Source organism: Pseudomonas sp. HS-18, assembly GCF_020401845.1.
Classification (GTDB): domain Bacteria; phylum Pseudomonadota; class Gammaproteobacteria; order Pseudomonadales; family Pseudomonadaceae; genus Pseudomonas; species Pseudomonas nitroreducens.
The window spans coordinates 2,957,259-2,975,815 of sequence record NZ_CP084413.1; the positions used below are offsets into that span (position 1 = coordinate 2,957,259).

The 18,557-nt window shown below is 66.1% G+C and carries 18 protein-coding genes; 13 read left to right on the forward strand and 5 right to left on the reverse strand.

Annotated elements, in window-relative coordinates:
- Positions 1-84 precede the first annotated feature (84 nt).
- The 3 genes from LDJ84_RS13845 to LDJ84_RS13855 are packed head-to-tail and all read right to left on the reverse strand — an operon-like array spanning position 85 to position 4,012.
- Complete coding sequence (locus LDJ84_RS13845) at positions 85-1,215, reverse strand: ABC transporter permease (protein ID WP_226046481.1); 1,131 nt, start codon at positions 1,213-1,215, stop codon at positions 85-87.
- Positions 1,212-3,011 carry an ATP-binding cassette domain-containing protein gene (locus tag LDJ84_RS13850; RefSeq protein WP_226046482.1) on the reverse strand — a complete coding sequence of 600 codons (1,800 nt, stop codon included), beginning with the start codon at positions 3,009-3,011 and terminating at the stop codon, positions 1,212-1,214. The genes LDJ84_RS13845 and LDJ84_RS13850 overlap by 4 nt, the downstream gene beginning before the upstream one ends.
- The gene (locus tag LDJ84_RS13855; protein WP_024762742.1) at positions 3,011-4,012 is read right to left on the reverse strand and encodes an HlyD family efflux transporter periplasmic adaptor subunit; all 1,002 of its coding nucleotides are present in this window, start codon (positions 4,010-4,012) and stop codon (positions 3,011-3,013) included. Before LDJ84_RS13855 ends, LDJ84_RS13850 begins: the two co-directional genes overlap by 1 nt.
- A 255-nt stretch (positions 4,013-4,267) precedes the next feature.
- Here LDJ84_RS13855 and LDJ84_RS13860 point away from each other — a divergent pair, with 255 nt between their 5' ends.
- Positions 4,268-4,498 carry a hypothetical protein gene (locus tag LDJ84_RS13860; protein WP_226046483.1) on the forward strand — a complete coding sequence of 77 codons (231 nt, stop codon included), beginning with the start codon at positions 4,268-4,270 and terminating at the stop codon, positions 4,496-4,498.
- A 237-nt stretch (positions 4,499-4,735) separates the two neighbouring features.
- On the opposite strand, the gene LDJ84_RS13865 is transcribed toward LDJ84_RS13860, so the two are convergent.
- Entirely contained in the window at positions 4,736-4,924 is a 189-nt protein-coding gene (locus LDJ84_RS13865) for a hypothetical protein (protein ID WP_065083885.1), read from the reverse strand.
- 221 nt (positions 4,925-5,145) lie between these two features.
- Here LDJ84_RS13865 and LDJ84_RS13870 point away from each other — a divergent pair, with 221 nt between their 5' ends.
- The 9 genes from LDJ84_RS13870 (at position 5,146) to LDJ84_RS13910 (ending at position 12,996) form a co-directional block, all read left to right on the forward strand.
- Positions 5,146-5,538 (forward strand): DUF3302 domain-containing protein, encoded by a 393-nt coding sequence (locus LDJ84_RS13870; RefSeq protein WP_024762745.1) that lies wholly within the window; start codon positions 5,146-5,148, stop codon positions 5,536-5,538.
- Positions 5,539-5,541: 3 nt separating this feature from the next.
- Positions 5,542-6,501, forward strand: a complete 960-nt coding sequence (locus LDJ84_RS13875) for an HlyD family secretion protein (RefSeq protein ID WP_024762746.1) — start codon at positions 5,542-5,544, stop codon at positions 6,499-6,501.
- Positions 6,502-6,695: 194 nt separating this feature from the next.
- Positions 6,696-7,676 (forward strand): quinone oxidoreductase family protein, encoded by a 981-nt coding sequence (locus tag LDJ84_RS13880; RefSeq protein WP_024762747.1) that lies wholly within the window; start codon positions 6,696-6,698, stop codon positions 7,674-7,676.
- Between the two features lie 10 nt (positions 7,677-7,686).
- Positions 7,687-8,535 (forward strand): TauD/TfdA dioxygenase family protein, encoded by an 849-nt coding sequence (locus LDJ84_RS13885; protein ID WP_024762748.1) that lies wholly within the window; start codon positions 7,687-7,689, stop codon positions 8,533-8,535.
- Positions 8,536-8,569: 34 nt separating this feature from the next.
- A complete protein-coding gene (locus LDJ84_RS13890; protein WP_024762749.1) occupies positions 8,570-9,622 on the forward strand; it encodes a 3-keto-5-aminohexanoate cleavage protein in 1,053 nt (350 codons plus the stop codon).
- Between the two features lie 89 nt (positions 9,623-9,711).
- Positions 9,712-11,001 carry an MFS transporter gene (locus LDJ84_RS13895; RefSeq protein ID WP_038803175.1) on the forward strand — a complete coding sequence of 430 codons (1,290 nt, stop codon included), beginning with the start codon at positions 9,712-9,714 and terminating at the stop codon, positions 10,999-11,001.
- Entirely contained in the window at positions 11,001-11,666 is a 666-nt protein-coding gene (locus LDJ84_RS13900; RefSeq protein ID WP_065086620.1) for a DsbA family protein, read from the forward strand. Before LDJ84_RS13895 ends, LDJ84_RS13900 begins: the two co-directional genes overlap by 1 nt.
- Positions 11,663-11,989, forward strand: a complete 327-nt coding sequence (locus LDJ84_RS13905; protein ID WP_065086621.1) for a Rieske (2Fe-2S) protein — start codon at positions 11,663-11,665, stop codon at positions 11,987-11,989. Before LDJ84_RS13900 ends, LDJ84_RS13905 begins: the two co-directional genes overlap by 4 nt.
- Positions 11,986-12,996 (forward strand): YeiH family protein, encoded by a 1,011-nt coding sequence (locus LDJ84_RS13910; RefSeq protein WP_065086622.1) that lies wholly within the window; start codon positions 11,986-11,988, stop codon positions 12,994-12,996. The genes LDJ84_RS13905 and LDJ84_RS13910 overlap by 4 nt, the downstream gene beginning before the upstream one ends.
- Before the next feature lie 210 nt (positions 12,997-13,206).
- On the opposite strand, the gene LDJ84_RS13915 is transcribed toward LDJ84_RS13910, so the two are convergent.
- On the reverse strand, positions 13,207-14,211 hold the full coding sequence (locus tag LDJ84_RS13915) for an AraC family transcriptional regulator (protein WP_051445555.1): 1,005 nt from the start codon (positions 14,209-14,211) through the stop codon (positions 13,207-13,209).
- 377 nt (positions 14,212-14,588) lie between these two features.
- Here LDJ84_RS13915 and LDJ84_RS13920 point away from each other — a divergent pair, with 377 nt between their 5' ends.
- From LDJ84_RS13920 to LDJ84_RS13930, 3 genes are all read left to right on the forward strand, one after another.
- Entirely contained in the window at positions 14,589-15,122 is a 534-nt protein-coding gene (locus LDJ84_RS13920; RefSeq protein WP_037006601.1) for an RBBP9/YdeN family alpha/beta hydrolase, read from the forward strand.
- A 154-nt stretch (positions 15,123-15,276) separates the two neighbouring features.
- Positions 15,277-17,124, forward strand: coding sequence for a DUF1302 domain-containing protein (locus LDJ84_RS13925; RefSeq protein WP_226046484.1), 1,848 nt, complete (start codon positions 15,277-15,279; stop codon positions 17,122-17,124).
- Positions 17,125-17,165: 41 nt separating this feature from the next.
- On the forward strand, positions 17,166-18,524 hold the full coding sequence (locus LDJ84_RS13930) for a DUF1329 domain-containing protein (RefSeq protein ID WP_226046485.1): 1,359 nt from the start codon (positions 17,166-17,168) through the stop codon (positions 18,522-18,524).
- The last annotated feature ends 33 nt before the right edge of the window (positions 18,525-18,557 follow it).

Below are 18,557 nucleotides of genomic sequence, written 5' to 3' on the forward strand. Positions count from 1 at the left end.
ATGCTCATTTACGGCACGTAAACTGCGCTTTTTCGCCCGTTTCCGCCTTGTCTGGGCTGTGCTCGGCGAGACCTTGAACACGTTCTAGTCCAGCCGCTTGCGCGTCACCAGCCGCGCCAGGCCCAGCAGCGCGACGGCGTAAGCGGCGAGGATGGCGCAGTTCTTGAAGATCATCGGCCAGAAGTCGCCGGCCAGGAACAGGGATTTCACCAGCTCCATGAAGTAGGTCGCCGGCAACAGGTTGCCGATCACGCGGATGGCGGTCGGCACGTTGCGCAGGTCGAAGATGAAGCCCGAGAGCATCATCGCCGGCAGGAAGCTGGCGAGCAGGGCGATCTGACTGGCGAGGAACTGGTTCTTGGTCACCGCCGAGATCAGCAGGCCGATGCCCAGCGCCACCAGCATGTAGAGCATGGAGGAGATCACCAGCACGATGAAGGAGCCGTAGATCGGCACGTCGAACAGGAAGCGTGCGGCGAGCAGGCACAGCGCCAGGCCGATCATGCCGATGCCGAAGCAGGGGATGATCTTCGCCAGGAGGATTTCCACCGGGCGCACCGGCGTGACGAACAGTGCTTCCAGCGTGCCGCGTTCCCATTCGCGGGCCATCACCAGGGCGGTGAGGAAGGCGCCGACCAGGGTCATGATCAGCACGATCAGGCCCGGCACCAGGTACCAGGTGCTGGTGTTGGCGGCGTTGAACCACATGCGCTGGACGATGGTGACCGCGCCAGCCTGGCTCGCTGAGCCGGCGCCACGGTCGGCCTGCTTCTCGGCGTAGCCCGCCAGTGCGCTGCTGACGTAGGTGGAGACGCTGGCGGCGCGGGTGGCGTCCGAACCCTGAACCAGGACCTGGATCTGCGCATGGCCATCGTTGAGATTGCGGGTGAAATCGGAAGGGAACTGCACCACCGCGTCGACCTCGCGGTCTCGCATCAGCTTCTCGCCTTCGGCGAATGAACGCACCAGGTGCGGCTCCAGGTATTCGGTGCGGCTGATCCCGGCGGCCACATCGCGGGCCACGGGGGAGGGATCGTCGAGGACGATGGCGACGATGGCGCGTTTCACGTCCAGCGACAGGCCGTAGCCGAAGATCAGGATCAGCGCGATGGGCAGGCCGATGCCGATCAGCAGGTTGCTGCGGTCGCGCACCAGTTGCCGCACTTCCTTGCGGGTCAGCGAGGCCAGGCGCCGCCAGAAGCCGCCGGCGCTCATGCCGTGCCTGCCTTGGCGTGCTGGCGGTTGGTCTCCACAATTTCGATAAAGGCCTGCTCCATGTTCAGCGTGCTGCCCTTGCCGCCGGCCTGTTCGCGCACTTCCCGCGGCGTACCCATGGCCAGCAGCTTGCCGGCGTCCTGGATGACGATGCGGTCGCAGTACTCGGCCTCTTCCATGAAGTGCGTGGTGATGATGATGGTGGTGCCGGACGCCGCCAGCGCCGTGATGCGCTGCCAGAAGCCGCGGCGGGCGAGGGGGTCGGCGCCGCTGGTGGGTTCGTCGAGGAAGAGGATTTCCGGCTCGTGAAGCAGGCCCACCGCCATCGCCAGGCGCTGCTTGAAGCCGCCGGGCAGCTGGCCGCTGGGCGAATCCTCCTGCCCGGCGAGGTCGAATTGGCGGGAAACCTTGGCCATCCGCTGCTTCAGCTGCCTGCCGCCCAGGCCATAGGCGCCGCCGAAGAAGCGCAGGTTCTCCGCCACCGAAAGGTTGCCGTACAGGGAAAACTTCTGCGACACGTAGCCGACCTTGCGCCGCGCCTGGGCCCGCGCGTGGCGCAGGTTGACCCCGGCCACCTGCAGCGTGCCGCTGGTGGCCGGCAGCAGCCCGCAGAGCATGCGGAAGGTGGTGGTCTTGCCGGCGCCGTTGGGGCCGAGCAGGCCGAAGATTTCCCCGCGGTGCACGCTGAAGCTGGTGCTGGCCACGGCGGTGAAGTCGCCGAACTTGCGCACCAGGTCCTTCACTTCGATCACCGTTTCGTCGCTGTCGGCGTGGCCCTCTCCGTGGCGACGGGTGCCGGCCTTGAGCGATTCCATGTCGACTTTCTCGGCATCGCTGCGGGCGCGCAGCAGGAACATGAAACCGTCTTCCAGGCGCGCGTCCACCTGGTGTACCGGGGCTCCATCGAGTAGCTGGTCGAGCTTGCCCTGATCCGCGTCGGGCTGGCGGATGAAGCGCACTTCGCCCGATTGCGGCACGGCATCGACGATGTTCTGGTGGTCGTCCAGCAGCCGCGCCTGCAAGGTGCGCGCAGGTTCGTCCGGGGGCGGGGTGGCGATGAAGCAGAGGTTGTCGGCGTGCTCGCGGATCGATGCCGGGTCGCCCTTGGCCATCAGTTGGCCCTGGTGCAGCAGGAAGACTTCGGCGCAGCGCTCGGCCTCGTCCATGTAGGAGGTGGAGACCAGCACGCTGAGTTGTTCCTGTTCGATCAGTTGCTGGATGATTTCCCACAGCTCACGGCGCGACAGCGGGTCGACGCCAACGGTAGGCTCATCGAGCAGCAGCAGGTCCGGTGAGCGCACCAGGGTGCAGGCCAGCCCGAGCTTCTGCTTCATGCCGCCGGAGAGCTTGCCCGCCGGGCGGTCGGTGAAGCGGGCCAGGTCGGTCATCTCCAGCAGGCGCTGGTAGCGTTCCTGGCGCGCCTTGTGCGGCACGCCGTGGAGGTCGGCGTAGAGGTCGAGGTTCTCCTGCACGCTCAGGTCTTCATAGAGGCCGAAGCGCTGCGGCATGTAGCTGATGCGGTCCTGAACCTGCTGCGGGTGGGCGTGGACGTCCAGGTCCAGCACGGTCAGGGTACCGGAATCGGCTTGCAGCAGCCCCGCAACCAGGCGCAGGAAGGTGGTCTTGCCGGCCCCGTCCGGACCGACCAGTGCGGTGAGCTGGCCGCGCGGGATGTCCAGGCTGATGTCCTTGAGTGCCTGCACGGCCTTGCCCGACTCCTTCACCAGGAAGTGCTTGGCCAGGCCCTCGGCGCGGATGACCGGGCCTTCTTCGCGGCCTGCCGGAGTCGTGGTCATCAGCGTTGCTCGTCGGCGAAGCGCACCGTGGCCGGCATACCCAGGCGCAGGCGATTGTCCGGATCGGCCACCAGCACACGGACTTCGTAGACAAGGCTGGTGCGTAGTTCTTCGGTCTGCACGGATTTTGGAGTGAACTCGGCCACCGAGGAGATGAAGCCGACGTGGCCGTCGATGGCCTGGTCCGGATGGCTGTCGGTGAACACCTGTGCCTTGAGCCCCGGCTTGATGCGGCCCAGGTTGGTTTCGCTGACATAGGCCCGGATCCATTTCGGATCGGTCAGCGCCAGGGAGTACACCGGGCGTTGCGGCGAGGCCAGGTCGCCGGGCTCCAGCAGGCGCGAACGTACGGTGGCGTTCTGCGGCGCCTTGAGGTCGGCCTCGTCGAGGTTGTGCTGCAGCAGCGCCACATCGGCGCGGGCGGCGGCGAGCTGGGCTTCGGCCTGGGCGATGTCTTCCGCGCGCGGACCGATCTGCGCCAGGCGCAGGGACTTCTGGCGGTCTTCCAGCTCGGCCTGGGCGACCTTCTGCTGCGAGGTGGCGCTGTCGATGTCCTGCTGGCTCACGGCACGGCCGCCCGGGCTGCTGGCGCGGATATTCTGCAGGCGGCGCAACTGTGTGTTGGCGAGGTCGAGCTGGGCGCGGGCGGCCTTGTCCTGGGCCTTGGCGCGGTCGATATCCTCGGGGCGCGAGCCGTTCTTCAGACGCAGCAGGTTCTGTTCCTGGGCGGCGATCTGCGCCTGGGCCTTGTCGATCTGCAGGCGCAGGGTGCGGGTATCGAGGCTGGCCAGCACGTCGCCGGCTTTCACCGGGTCGCCTTCCTCGACATTCATCTTCGCGATGCGCTCGCTGCCGGTGAAGGCCAGCGACACCTGGCGGATGTCCACGTTGCCGTAGAGCACCAGGCGTTTGTCGTCACTCGCGCGCGAGTGCAGGTACCACCACACTCCGCCCCCCAGCAGCAGCGCAACCAGCGCCACCAGCACCAGCTTCTTAGGCATTCAGGCCTTCCCTGTTTCGTGACAGCCCGATGAAGGATAGACAGTTCCACGCCAAGCATGGGGACCTGTATCAATGGCGAAACGCTCTGGCCTGCTGGCCCGGCCGTTTCGATGAGCATTCGGCAGCGACAGGGGATGAAGGTTTCAATTCGATGGCGCCGCCGTACGGGCTTCCCTTGTACGTTTCGTCAGTTCCCGCGTCATGGGGCGGATTGCCTGTTAGCGTGGTGTGACACCCCTCATGGAGATGCCGCCATGGGCAACCAGAAGACCGTCCTGAGCCAGCATCCTGGGTCGTGGCGCCTGCGCGCCCTGCGGATGCAGTGGTTTGGCCTGGTGTTGCTGTTCCTGGCCGCAGCCCTTGCGGCGTTGACCGATTTTCTGCAGCAGGACGGCGGCGTGGCGACCATCATCGCTTTCGCCGTGGTCGGGTTGCTGGCGTTGGTGGTGACGCGGGTGATCCTGATGACGCCCACGCCCGCGTAGGTGCCACCGTCTTCTTCTGGGAAATTGCTGCCCGTGCATGCCCTTACCCTGGCCCTGGCTGCGCGCCCCGCTAATCAGTGAGTGGGGCAGTCCGAGCAGACTGAGGCAAAGGTTTCATCCTGCACCGAGCGGCCCACTCGCCATGAGGGCGAGGGCTGGGGTGATAGCCGGGCCAGGCGCAGAGGCTTCTCGCAGGAGCGGACCCTGGCTTGCGCCAACGCCGGCGTTCGGACTGCTTCAGCGTTGCGCAATCGACTGCCCCTGGGGCTGGATCTGCTGCTGCGGAATCCGCTGGTAGCCCATCTCCCCATCGTCCATGGGCGGTCTGGGTGGGGCGTCATGGCGGTCGTTGTGACCGCCGCAGGACGAGCCGCCGAGCAGCACGGCCAGCGCACCGATCAGCAGCAGGAGGGTGGACTTTCGCATGTCGTTTCTCCCGGCGATCCCCTTGATAAGTGAACGCGAAATCCCGGCAGCTGGATGGCTGGCCTGACGAATGGGAGCTGTTGCAACCCAGCGCCCAGGGCGGCCTGGCGATTGCTCTAAACTCCGCCACACGGGCCTGAGCACTATCGTGCAGATCGCCGGGGCTAAGCCATACTCATCCGGACTTCCCAGGCATTGGGCCCGGGATCAAGGAGTGTGGGATGCTCGATTACGTTGCCCTGGGAATACTGATCTTCGCCGCCGTGGTGTTGTTCTACGGGATCATCGTACTGCACGACATTCCCTACGAGATTGCCGTTCACCGCGACCATCCGCATCAGGACGCGATACATGCGGCGGGCTGGGTCAGCCTGTTTACCCTGCACGCCCTCTGGCCGTTCCTGTGGATCTGGGCCATGTTGTACCGCAAGGACCGTGGCTGGGGCTTCCACCACGGCAGGACGCCACAGGCCGAGGCGGAATATCTCGAAGGGCAACTGGCCGAGTTGCGCCAGCGGCTCGAGGTACTCGAAGGGCGCGCTCCCGCTGTCATTGCCGAACCGCCGCCAGTTCCGCCAGCAGCCCCGCCGTCACGACCCGGCGGGGAGGGCTGAGCCATGGACCTGTTGCTGATCCTGACTTACACCGCGATCTGCATCGCCATCTTCAAGATCTTCCGCATCCCGCTGAACAAGTGGACAGTGCCTACCGCCGTGCTTGGCGGCGTAGTGTTGATCGGCGCGCTGATCTTCACCATGAACTACAACCACCCGTATTCCGAGGTGGCTCGCACCTATTTCGTGACCACGCCGGTCATCCCTGTGGTGACCGGCCAGGTGATCGAGGTACCGGTGAAGGGCAACGAGATGCTCGAGAAGGGCGCCGTGCTGTTCCGCATCGACCCCAGGCCTTTCCAGCTCAAGCTGGATTCGATCAAGGCGCAACTGGTATCGGCGCGCGCCGACCAGGCCCGCGCCCGCGAGCTGGCCCTGCGCAATGTTGGCAACAAGCGTGATGTCGACCTCACCACTGCCCGCGTCGACGACCTGAACGCGCAATTGGCGCTGGCCCAGTTCAACCTCGACAACACAGTGGTGCGGGCGCCTTCACGGGGGTTCGTCACTCACGTCTCACTGCGCCCGGGAATGATGGCGACACGCCTGCCGCTACGCCCCTCGATGGTCTTCGTCCCGGACGAAGGCCAGTATTTCGTCGCCTGGATGCGCCAGAACAGCCAACTGCGCCTGACTTCCGGGGATGAGGCGGAGATTGCCTTCGACGGCATTCCCGGCAAGGTCTTCAGTGGCAAGGTCAAGCAGGTCATCGGGGTGATCGGCGAGGGCCAGGTCCAGCCTTCCGGGACCTTGCTCAGCTACACCGGCTCACCGCCGGCCGGCCGTGTGCCGGTGTTCATCGAGATCACCGACCCCGACTATGCCCAGTACGCCAGCTTGATGCCCGGTGGCTCCTACGGCCAGGCAGCGCTGTACAGCCAACATTTCCACCACGTGGCGATCATGCGCAAGATCCTCCTGCGCATGGCGGCCTGGATGAACTACATCTTCCCGTTCCACTGATCCGAACCCGCGCTGCGGCCGCCCGGCCGCAGCCGCCTTCCGTCCACCGGCGCCGCGCGCCTGTCACGAAATGAAAAGCCCCTGTCGCACGATGTGAAGCTGCCCGCCGGCCCCCTGCCTATTGTCCGCTCAAAGGCGCTTGTCCGCTCCAATCGAAAGCGCCCACGACAACAAGACAACTGGAGATTCCGGCCATGGCCAAAGCCGTTCGTTTCTATGAAACAGGGGGACCCGAAGTCCTGCGTTACGAGGATGTGGAGGTCGGCGAGCCCGGCCCGGGGCACGTGCGCATCCGCCATGTGGCGGTGGGCCTGAACTACGCCGACACCTACTTCCGCAATGGCACCTACGCCGTTCCGCTGCCCAGCGGCATGGGCGTGGAAGCCGCCGGCGTGGTGGTCGCGGTGGGCGAGGGCGTGACCAACGTCGTGCCCGGTGACCGCGTGACCTACACCGGCTTCATCAACACCCTCGGCGCCTACAGCACCGAGCGCCTGGTTCCGGCGGCGCCGCTGATCCGCCTGCCGGAGAACATCGCTTTCGAGACCGCCGCCGCCATGACCATGCGCGGCCTGACCTCGGCCTACCTGCTGCGCCGCATTCACGACTTCAAGCCGGGCCAGAGCATCCTGCTGCACGCCGCCGCCGGTGGTGTCGGGCTGATCGTCGCGCAGTGGGCGAAGCTGCTCGGTCTGCGGGTGATCGGTACCGTTTCCAGCGATGCCAAGGCCGAAGTGGCCTTCGCCCACGGCTGCGAGCAGGTCATCAACTACAGCCATGAAAGCGTCGCCGAGCGCGTGCGCGAACTCACCGACGGACGTGGCGTGGACGTGGTGTTCGACAGCGTCGGCAAGGACACCTTCATGACCTCCCTGGAGTCGCTCAAACGGCGCGGGCTGATGGTCTGCGTCGGTACCGCGTCCGGCCCGATCCCGCCGTTCGATCCGGTGCTGCTGGCGATGAAGGGTTCGATCTTCCTCACCCGTCCGGCCCTGGCCGACTACATCGCCGACCCGGCGGAAAAGGCGGCGCTGCTGGACGAGCTATTCACCCACGTGGGCAACGGTGACATCCGCATCGAGATCAACCAGCACTACGCACTGGAAGATGCCGTGCAAGCCCACCGCGACCTCGAGTCGCGCAAGACCACCGGCTCGTCGATCTTCGTCATCTGAGGGCGTCGCCATGCACGTAGAACGTCTGACCTGCAGCATCGGCGCCGAGATTTCAGGCGTGAACCTGGGCGATGCGTCGCGCGACGAAGGGCTGTTCGCCGAGCTGCGCGAGCTGCTGCTCAAGCACAAGGTGCTGTTCCTGCGTGACCAGGACATCAGCCGCGCCGAGCACGTCGCCTTCGCCCGTCGCTTCGGCGAGCTGGAAGACCACCCGGTGGCCGGCAGCGACCCGGAGCATCCGGGCCTGGTGCGCATCTACAAGACCCCGGACCTGCCCAACGACCGCTACGAGAACGCCTGGCACACAGACGCCACCTGGCGCGAGGCGCCGCCCCTGGGCTGCGTCCTGCGCTGCGTGGAGTGCCCGCCGGTCGGGGGCGACACCATGTGGGCGAACATGGCCTTGGCCTACGACATGCTCCCGGCTGAGATCAAGGAGCGCATTGCCAAGCTGCGCGCCCGCCACAGCATCGAAGCCAGCTTCGGTGCGGCGATGCCCATCGAGAAGCGCCTGGCACTCAAGGCCATGTACCCCGACGCGGAGCACCCGGTGGTGCGCACCCATCCCGAGACCGGCGAGAAGGTGCTGTTCGTCAATGCCTTCACCACTCACTTCAGCAACTACCACACCCCGCAGAACGTGCGCTTCGGCCAGGACGCCAACCCCGGCGCGTCCGACCTGCTGCGCTACCTGGTGAGCCAGGTGTACATCCCCGAATTCCAGGTGCGCTGGCGCTGGAAGAAGAACGACGTGGCGATCTGGGACAACCGCTGTACCCAGCACTACGCAGTGATGGACTACCCGCCCTGCGTGCGCCGCATGGAGCGCGCCGGAATCATCGGCGACAAGCCGTTCTGAGCCCTCTCGACAACAACAATTCCAGGAGACAGACATGCAATTCTTCGACGATTCGCTGCACCCCGAGAACCAGGAAAAGGTGGTCATCACTACCGCTCCCTACGGCCCGGAATGGATGCCCGAGGACTTCCCCGAAGACATCCCGGTGACCATGGACGAGCAGGTGCAGAAGGCCGTGGACTGCTACGAAGCAGGCGCCACCGTGCTCCACCTGCACGTGCGTGAGCTGGACGGCAAGGGCTCCAAGCGCCTGTCCAAGTTCAACGAGCTGATCGCAGGTGTGCGCGAAGCGGTGCCGGACATGATCATCCAGGTCGGCGGCTCGATCTCCTTCGCCCCGGAAAGCGACGGCGAAGCGGCCAAGTGGCTGTCCGACGACACCCGCCACATGCTCGCCGAGCTGACCCCCAAGCCCGATCAGGTGACGGTGGCGATCAACACCACTCAGATGAACATCATGGAGCTGCTCTATCCGGAGTACCTCAAGGGTACCTCCCTGGAAAACCCGCTCTACCAGGCGGCCTACAGCGAGATGACCGTGCCGGCCGGCCCCGCCTGGGTCGAGGAGCACCTCAAGCGCCTGCAGGCATCGGGCATCCAGCCGCACTTCCAGCTCACCGGCATGCATGCCCTGGAAACCCTCGAGCGCCTGGTTCGCAAGGGCGTCTACAAGGGCCCGCTGAACCTGACCTGGATCGGCATCGGCGGCGGTTTCGACGGCCCCAACCCGTTCAACTTCATGAACTTCGTGCACCGTGCACCGGACGGCGCCACCGTCACCGCCGAGTCGCTGCTCAAGAACGTCCTGCCGTTCAACATGATGGCGCTGGCCATGGGGCTGCACCCGCGGTGCGGCATCGAGGACACCATCATCGGCCAGCATGGCCAGCGCATGACCTCGGTCGAGCAGATCCAGCAGTGTGTCCGCGTTGCCCACGAACTGGGCCGCGAGGTCGCCAGTGGCAAGGAAGCGCGCGCCATCTACAAGATCGGCGTGCAGTACGACAGCGTCGAGGAAACCCTGCGCATGAACGGCATGGCGCCCAACCGCCAGCCGGGCCAGAAGTCCGTCCCGCAGCGCGCGTGACAGGCTCCAGTGCGGGTTCTGCCAGTAACCCGCACTGGCTTTATCCAAGAACAACAAGAATCCACTGACTCCCCCGGAGAGCTAGCACCATGGCCATCCACTCCGTCGCCCTGGGCGACATCCCTGCCACCGCGCCCAGCGTGCCGCGCCGCTATGCCTGGGTGGTGTTCGCCCTGACCTTCGGCCTGCTGATCTCCGACTACATGTCGCGCCAGGTGCTCAACGCCGTGTTCCCGCTGCTCAAGGTCGAATGGACCCTGAGTGACGCACAGCTCGGCCTGCTCAGCGGAATCGTCGCGGTGATGGTCGGTTTGCTGACCTTCCCCCTGTCGCTGCTCGCCGACCGCTGGGGCCGCGTGCGCAGCCTGGCGCTGATGGCCATGCTGTGGAGCCTGGCGACCCTGGGCTGCGCGGTGGCGCAGAACTTCCCGCAGATGTTCGCCGCGCGCTTCTTCGTCGGCGTCGGCGAGGCCGCCTATGGCAGCGTCGGCATCGCCGTGGTGATCTCGGTCTTCCCGGCGCACCTGCGCGCCACCCTGACCGGCGCTTTCATGGCTGGCGGCATGTTCGGCTCGGTGCTCGGCATGGGGCTGGGCGGCGTGCTCGCCGCGCACCTGGGCTGGCGCTGGGCCTTCGCCGGCATGGCGCTGTTCGGCCTGCTGCTGGCGCTGCTCTATCCGCTGATCGTCAGTGAGAAACGCATCGCCCCGGTAGCCGCCGCCGAAGCGCCGCGCCAGGTGGGCGGGCGTTCCCTGCGCAGCCTGTTCGGCAGCCGTTCGGTGATCGCCGCCTACCTGGGCAGTGGCCTGCAACTGTTCGTCGCTGCCGCCGTCATGGTGTGGATTCCCAGCTACCTGAACCGCTACTACCACCTGGACACCGGCAAGGCCGGACTGATCTCGGCGGTGATCGTGCTGGTCGGTGGCAGCGGCATGGTGCTCTGCGGCATCCTTTGCGACCGCCTGGGCCGCGCCAACCCGCCGCGCAAGATCATCCTCGCCATCGGCTTCTGCCTGGTCAGCTGCGTGCTGCTGTCCATTGCCTTCCACCTGCCACCGGGCACCACGCAGCTGAGTCTGATCTGCCTGGGCATGCTGGTCGCCGCCGGTACTTCCGGGCCGTCCGGCGCCATGGTCGCCAACCTCACCGCGCCGGCGGTGCATGGCACCGCCTTCGCCACCCTGACCCTGGCCAACAACTTGCTGGGCCTGGCCCCGGGCCCGCTGCTCACCGGTGTGTTGGCCGATCATATCGGCCTGGATCGCGCCTTCCAGCTCATCCCGCTGCTGAGCATCCTCGCCGCGCTGGTGTTCATCTATGCCCGCCGCCACTACCACAACGACATGCGCCGCCTGCGCGGTGAAGAGGAGGGCGCCTGATGCCGACTCTGAACCTGGAAATGACCTTCGACTTCATCTGTCCCTGGTGCCTGATCGGCAAGCGCAACCTCGACGCCGCGTTGCGACTGCTGGCACGCCAGCGTCCGGAGCTGAACGTGCGGGTGAGCTGGCTCGGCCTGCAGCTGTTGCCGCAGATTGCCATGGAGGGCGAGCCCTTTGCCGAGTTCTACCAGCGCCGCCTGGGCGGCAAGCGTGCGGTGAAGGCACGCATGGGCGAGGTGCGGCGGGCGGCGGAGGGCGCGAAGGTTGATCTTGACCTCGAACGCATCCTCACCATGCCCAACACCACCTATGCGCACCGGGTATTCCAGCGCGCGGTGCACGTGGGCAGCGACAACCAGAAGGAACAGTTGCTGGAGATGATCTTTCGCGCGCACTTCCAGCTCGGCCAGGACATCGGCCAGCGCGATACCCTGCGCCGCCTGCTGCGCGCCTGCGATTTCAACGTGGTCGACTTCGACGACGCGCTGGCCGATGGCGCGCGGCAGTTCATCGGCCGCCGCGTGGCCCTGGCCGACTCCAGCGTGCCGATGTTCCTCCTCGAGGGCCGCGCGTTCGCCCTCGGCGGGCAGAGCCCGGAACAGCTGCTGGCGGCGCTCTATCGTGCGCTGGAACGGCAGTTCCCGGAGGCGATTCCGGCATGAGCGGTGTGGTCCGTATTCCCGCTGAACGCCTGCCGGCGCGCGGCGGCAGAAGCCTGTTCCATCATGAGAACGGCATCTTCCTGTTGTTCGATATCGACGGTGAGCTGCATGCCATCGAAGACAGCTGCCCCCACGCCGGCGCGTCGCTGTTCAGCGGGCGCCTGGATGGCCCCTGGTTGCAGTGCCCGGCCCATGGCCTGCGCTTCGACCTGGCCACGGGTTGCCCGGCGGGCATCAAGGGTTTCGGCCTGCGCCGGCACGGGATTTCCTGGATTGCCGGCGAGTGTCATGTGGTGATCGCCGATCAGGAGGTGCCTGCATGACCGTGCTGACGATTTCCGCACTTGGCACGCGCAGCCGCACGCTGCTGCCGGGCCTGCTGGTCAGCGCCATGGTGGCGGCGGCCGCGACCTTCCTCTCCGAACACTACGGCGCGCCGGTGATGCTCTTCGCGTTGCTGCTCGGCCTGGCGATGAATTTCCTCGCGGCCGACAGCGTGTGCAAGGCCGGCATCGAATTCACCGCCCGTGAAATCCTGCGCCTGGGCGTGGCGCTGCTCGGTATCCGTATCACCTTCGGGCAGATCGCCGAACTGGGCTGGCAGCCGGTGGTCATGGTGGTGGTGCTGGTGACGGTGACGATCCTGGTTTCCATTGCGGCGGCGCGCGCCATGGGCTTCAACTTCCTCTTCGGCCTGCTCACCGGTGGCGCCACCGCCATCTGCGGCGCCTCGGCGGCCCTGGCGCTGGCCGCGGCGCTGCCGGCGCACACGCAGAAGGAAAAGGCCACGCTGTTCACCGTGCTTGGCGTGTCGGCATTGTCGACCCTGGCGATGATCCTCTACCCGATGATCGTCCGTGCACTGGGCCTGCCGCCACTGCAGGCGGGGATCTTCCTCGGCGGCACCATCCATGACGTGGCCCAGGTGGTCGGCGCCGGTTACAGCATCTCGAAGGAAGTCGGTGACAGTGCCACGGTAGTCAAGCTGATGCGTGTGGCCATGCTGCTGCCGGTGATCCTCTGCGCGGCGATGATCACCCGCGCCCGCGGCGTAGAACCGGGCGACAAACGTCCGCCGCTGTTGCCGTGGTTTGCCGTGGGCTTCGTGCTGCTGGCGGCGGTGAACAGCACCGGCTATCTGCCGTCGATGCTGGTAGAGGCCGGCGGGAAGCTGTCGCAGTGGTGCCTGGTGATTTCCATCGCGGCGCTGGGCATGAAGACCCAGCTCAAGGCTTTGGCGACGGTGGGGGTGAAGCCGATCCTGCTGATGGTGGGGGAGACGGTGTTCCTGGCCCTGTTGGTGTTGGGGATGTTGAAGGTCGCGGGGTGAGCCGATCCGCCCTACGTACTTTGCTCTTGAAGATTTCCAGAGAAACTTCCGCGTACGCCGAGGCCTCCTGAACGGGGCGTTCGAAGCGCGCTGACGTTTATCTGGAAGTCTTGCAAAGCCAAAGCCAAAGCCAAAGCCAAAGCCAGGGCGTGCTCTTGCAGGAGCGAGCTTGCTCGCGAACCGCACGGCACCGTTCCCCTCAGGGAAAAATTACTCCCCCTCCCGCCCCAGATGCTCCTTGCGCCACGCCGCCGGCGACATCCCGTACTGCACGGCGAACCAGCGGGTGAAGGAGCTGGGCATCGAATACCCCAGCAAATCCGCGATGCGCCCCAGCGAATAGCGCGGGTTCTCCATGTAGCGCAGCACCAGCTCGCGGCGGACCTCGTTGATCAGGTCGGAGAAGGTCACCCCGTTGTCTTCCAGGCGCCGTTGCAGCGTGCGCACGTTCAACCCCAGCGACTGGGCGATCTGCTCGATGGTCGCGCGGCCCATGGGCAGCAGCAGGTAGATGGACTTGCGCACCTCGTTCAGCGTGCTGCCGTCGGTGGCGCCGGGCAGGGAGTCGACGAAGCTGCGCGCATGCCGGGCCATGGCCGGGTCGGCCATGGGGTTGGCGGCGTCCAGGTCGGCGGCGGGGATGACGATGCCGTTGAACTCGCTGCCGAACTCGATCTTGCAGCCGAACAGCCGGCGGTGCACCTGCAGGTCCGCCGGGGCGTCGTGGCTGAAGTTGACGCTGATCGGTCGCCAGTGCGGGCCGAGGAGGGCGGCGCAGAGGCGGTAGAGGGTGCCCAGGGCCAGCTCCAGGCCCTGGCGCATGGGCATTGGCGGTACGGTGAGGAGCTCCTCGCGCAGGATCGCCATCTTGCCTTCCTGGTCGACGTACAGCGCCAGGGATTCGTTGAGCAGGTGCCGATAGCGAATGATGGTATCCATCGCCTCGCGCAGCGTCGCCTGGTGCGACAACAGCAGGCTGATCACGCCAAAGTCGGCGAGCTGGCGCGATTCGGCCATGCGCAGGCCGAAGGTTTCGCAGCCGCTGATGCGCGCCGACTCTTCCAGCAGGGTCACTGCCGTTGCAACGGGAATGCGCTGCTCCGGGTGCTCGAGCATGGATTGGGAAAGGCCCACCGCACTCAGTTGTTGCTGCGGGTTGAGGCCCAGGTGCCTGGCCACTTCCAGGTAGTTGGTGAGGGCCGCAATGCGAACCATTGGGGTCATGCGTGAATCGCCTTCTTGTTCTTGTGGTTGCTCCGTGTCGGCAGGGTTCATGGACACCTGGCGACCGGGGCGCACGCTGGCTGGGTCGATGACATCAGATTCTAGCGACAGCTGTAACCAAGCGTGTACGAAAGTTCGTGCTTCGGCCAGTGCTTCCGGCGCTCTGGAATGCACCGTACGTCCCGTAACGCACGGCCCCTGGCTCAGCGACGACATGCCGGGTGGGGGGCAGGCTGTCATCAAATGCGAAGTGCCTGACGCTCAATGCAAAGCACCGCCACCGGGGCATCTCTACTGTCTGTCCAACAAGTTCGAAATCACTGAAAGGTGAACCGGTGAACAACAATAAATCTTCCACCACCGTCCTCATGGTTCCCGGCCTGCGCGACCACGTGGCCGAGCACTGGCAGACCCTGCTCCAGCAGCGCCTGCCCAATGTTCGCAGCGTGCCGCCACTGACCGAGAACAAACTCGACCTGAACGCCCGTATCGAAGCCATTCAGTGCGAGCTTGAAGGCATCGACGGCGAGGTGATCCTGGTGGCCCACAGCGCCGGTGTGCTGATGGTCGCGCACTGGGCGGCGCGCTACAGCCGGCCGATCAAGGGCGCGCTGCTGGCAACCCCGCCGGACCTGGACGGCGACTGGCCGGCCCACTATCCCAGGCCTGCCGTGCTTGCCGAGATGGGGTGGGCACCGCTGCCGCAGCAGCCTCTGCCGTTCCCGACCCTGGTGGCGTGCAGCGACAACGATCCGCTGGCCACGCCCGATGCCGTACGGCGACTGGCCGAGGCCTGGGGCGCGAGCCTGGTAGAGCTGGGCCGTGTCGGCCACCTCAATCCCGCTTCGGGGTTCGGCGACTGGCCAGAGGCCGAAGCACTGATCCAGATGCTGGACCGCTGATCCACCACACCTGACTCAACGACAACCCCCGGTTCCGGCGTTCGCGCCGGGGCAGGCCCTCGTGCGCCCCGGCGCACGCTCTTCCAGAGCAAAGAAGGGGCTGCGGGACGGGCCCGGAAAGCGTCCCGACCACAACAAGAAACGGAGCACACGCATGCATCACCAGAGCAATCCGAATCGTCCCCTGCAGCGCTGCCTGCTGGCGAGCGCAGTCCTCGCCGCCATGGCTGGCCAGCCCCTGCAGGCCTTCGAACTGGACACCGGCAACCCGGACCTGTCGATCCGCTTCGACAACACCGTCAAGCTCAGCTACGGGCAACGGGTCGAGTCGCCCAACAGCAAGATCGCCGGCACCGCCAACACCAACGACGGCGACCGCAACTTCTCCTCCGGCACCCCGGTGACCCAGCGCTTCGACCTGCTCAGCGAACTGGACTTCGTCTACCGCGACAGCATGGGCTTCCGCCTCAGCGCCGCCGGCTGGTACGACCATGCCTACGATGATGTCGGTTCCGACAACCCGTTCCCCGGCCAGAAGGGCAACGCCGGCCACCTGGTCAGCCGCAACGGCACGGTAATCGCCCCGCGTGGCGCGCAGCCGGCCAGCCACGGCCTGAGCACCTTCGCCGACCGTTACTACAACGGTCCATCGGGCGAGCTGCTCGATGCCTTCGTCTTCGCCAGCCACCAGGTCGGTGACGACATGCAGCTCAGCGGCAAGCTCGGCCGCCACACCATCTACTGGGGCGAGACGCTGTTCAGCGCCGCCAACGGCATCAACTACGGCCAGTCGGCCCTGGACCTGGGCAAGCTCTACAACGTACCGGGCACCGAGGCGAAAGAGCTGTTCATGCCGCGCAACCAGCTGTCCGCCTCGTTGACGGTAAACCCCGAGCTGACCCTGGCCGCGCAGTACTTCCTCGAGTTCGAGAACTCGCGCTTCCCCGAAGGCGGCACCTACATGGGCCCCTACGACATGCTCAACGACGGCGGCAACGTCTTCTGGCTGCCGCTGCCGGCGCAGAATGCTTTCTACGCCGCGCCCCGCGGACACGACCGCGAGCCGAACAACACCGGCGACTTCGGCCTGATGGCCAAGTGGAGCCCGGAGTGGCTCGACGGCACCCTGGGCTTCTACTACCGCAAGACCTCGGACACCCTGCCGGCGGTACTCATCGACGCACCGAACCTGCACAAGCCCGGCCTCGCCGGCCTGCAGGGGATGAACTACATCACCGCCTATGCCGACGACATCGATATCTACGGCATCAGCCTGTCCAAGGAAATCGCCGGCGTGAGCGTCGGCATGGACCTGAACTACCGCGAGAACATGCCGCTGGCGAGCAACTTCACCACCGTCAACTCGACCCTCTACGCGGCCGCCAAGCGCGGCGCGGTCAATGGCGCCAACCTGATCGGCGAGCTGCCCAGCGACGGCGACACCGGCCTTGCCCGCGGCAAGACCTTCCACGTCGTGCTCAACGGCCTGGTGACCTTCGGCGCCACCCCGCTGTGGGACGCCTCGTCGCTGGCGGTGGAAGGCACCCTGACGCACCTGATCGACGTCACCGAAGGCGAGCAGACCTTCAAGGGCGACTCCAGCTACCACGGTGTCGACAAGGTCACCACCAACGCCTACGCCATGTCGGCCAACTTCACTCCGACCTGGTACCAGGCTTTCCCCGGCGTCGACCTGTCCATGCCCATGTCCTACAACGTCGGCCTGCACGGCAACTCGGCGGTGCAACTGGGCGGCAACGAGGACGCCGGCAGCTACTCCGTTGGCGTGGCCGCGGACTTCCACCAGAAGTACCGCCTGGACCTGAAATACGTCGACGCCTTCGGCCCCTTCGATACCTGCGAGAGCGGCCGCGACAACAACACCCCCGGCGCCAACGGCCAGTACCAGTGCATCCCCGGCCAGATCACCTCGCAAGGCGGCCTCGCGCCCCTGCTGAAGGACCGCGGCATGGTCACCGCCTCCCTGAAGGCCACCTTCTGATTTCACGTAAGGCTTCGCTCTCGAAGCAGGAGAAACCCAGCATGAAATTCAAACCCACCCTGATCGCCACCGCCCTCGGCCTGACCCTCTGCGGTCTGGCCCAGGCCGCTGTCTCCCCGCAGGACGCTGCCCAGCTGGGCAGCACCCTGACCCTGGTCGGCGCCGAGAAAGCCGCCAGCAGCGACGGCTCGATTCCCGCCTACGCCGGCGGTCTGACCAGCGCCCCGGCCGGCTTCAAGGCCGGCGATTCCATGCGCCCGGACCCATTCGCCGGCGAGAAGCCGCTGCTGGTGATCGATGGCAAGAACGTCGAGCAGTACAAGAACCAGCTGTCGGCCACCACCGTCGAGCTGGCCAAGCGTTATCCGACCTTCCGCGTCGACGTCTATCCGACCCACCGTAGCGCCGCGCTGCCGGATACCGTGCTGGAAAACAGCAAGAAGAACGCCGTCACCGCGCAGTCCCTGGAAGGCGGCACGGCCATCGACAACGCGCTGCCGGGCGTGCCGTTCCCGATTCCGCAGACTGGCGCGGAAGCCATGTGGAACTTCCTGCTGCGCTACCAGGGCGTGAACATCAAGGCCAAGTACGACTCCTGGAACGTCGACGCCTCGGGCAGCGCGAACCTTGCCACCACCGGCCAGGCCTTCATCAATTACCCGGTGTACGAAGACCTCACCCAGCCGGTGAAAGGCTCCGAGGTCTACTACCAGATGAAGCTGTACTACAGCGGCCCGGCCCGTCGCGCCGGCGAGGCGATGATGCTCAAGGACGCCGCCAACCCGCTGCAGCAGCCGCGCCGCGCCTGGCAGTACCTGCCCGGCCAGCGCCGCGTGAAGCTCGCGCCGAACCTCGCCTACGACACCCCGAACCCCGGCATGGCCGGCGCTGGTACCTATGACGACGTGTTCGTCTTCAACGGTGCGCTGGACCGCTACGACTGGAAGCTGGTGGGCAAGCAGGAAATGATCGTGCCCTACAACACCTACCGCCTGACCTATGCCAGCGACATCAAGCCGGTGGTCACGCCCAACCACCTCTCGCCCGACTACGTGCGCTGGGAGAAACACCGCGTGTGGGTCGTCGAAGGCACGCTGAAATCCGGCGCGCGGCACATCTACGCCAAGCGTCGCTTCTACCTCGACGAAGACAGCTGGGTGGCCCTGGCTTCCGACCAATACGACGCTCGCGGCCAGCTCTATCGCGGCTCCTTCGCCTTCCTCAGCCAGAGCTACGACAAGCGCATCCCGGACGCCACGCCGTTCATGATCTACGACCTGACTGCCGGCTCCTACAACATCAACGGCGTCGTCGGCCCGTACGGCGGCATCAGCTACATCGACCCGCTGGCCAAGACCCAGTGGTCCCCCGAGGCGCTGGCCGGTAGCGGTATTCGCTGATGAAAGAAGTGGCGGCTCCCCCGGAGCCGCCGC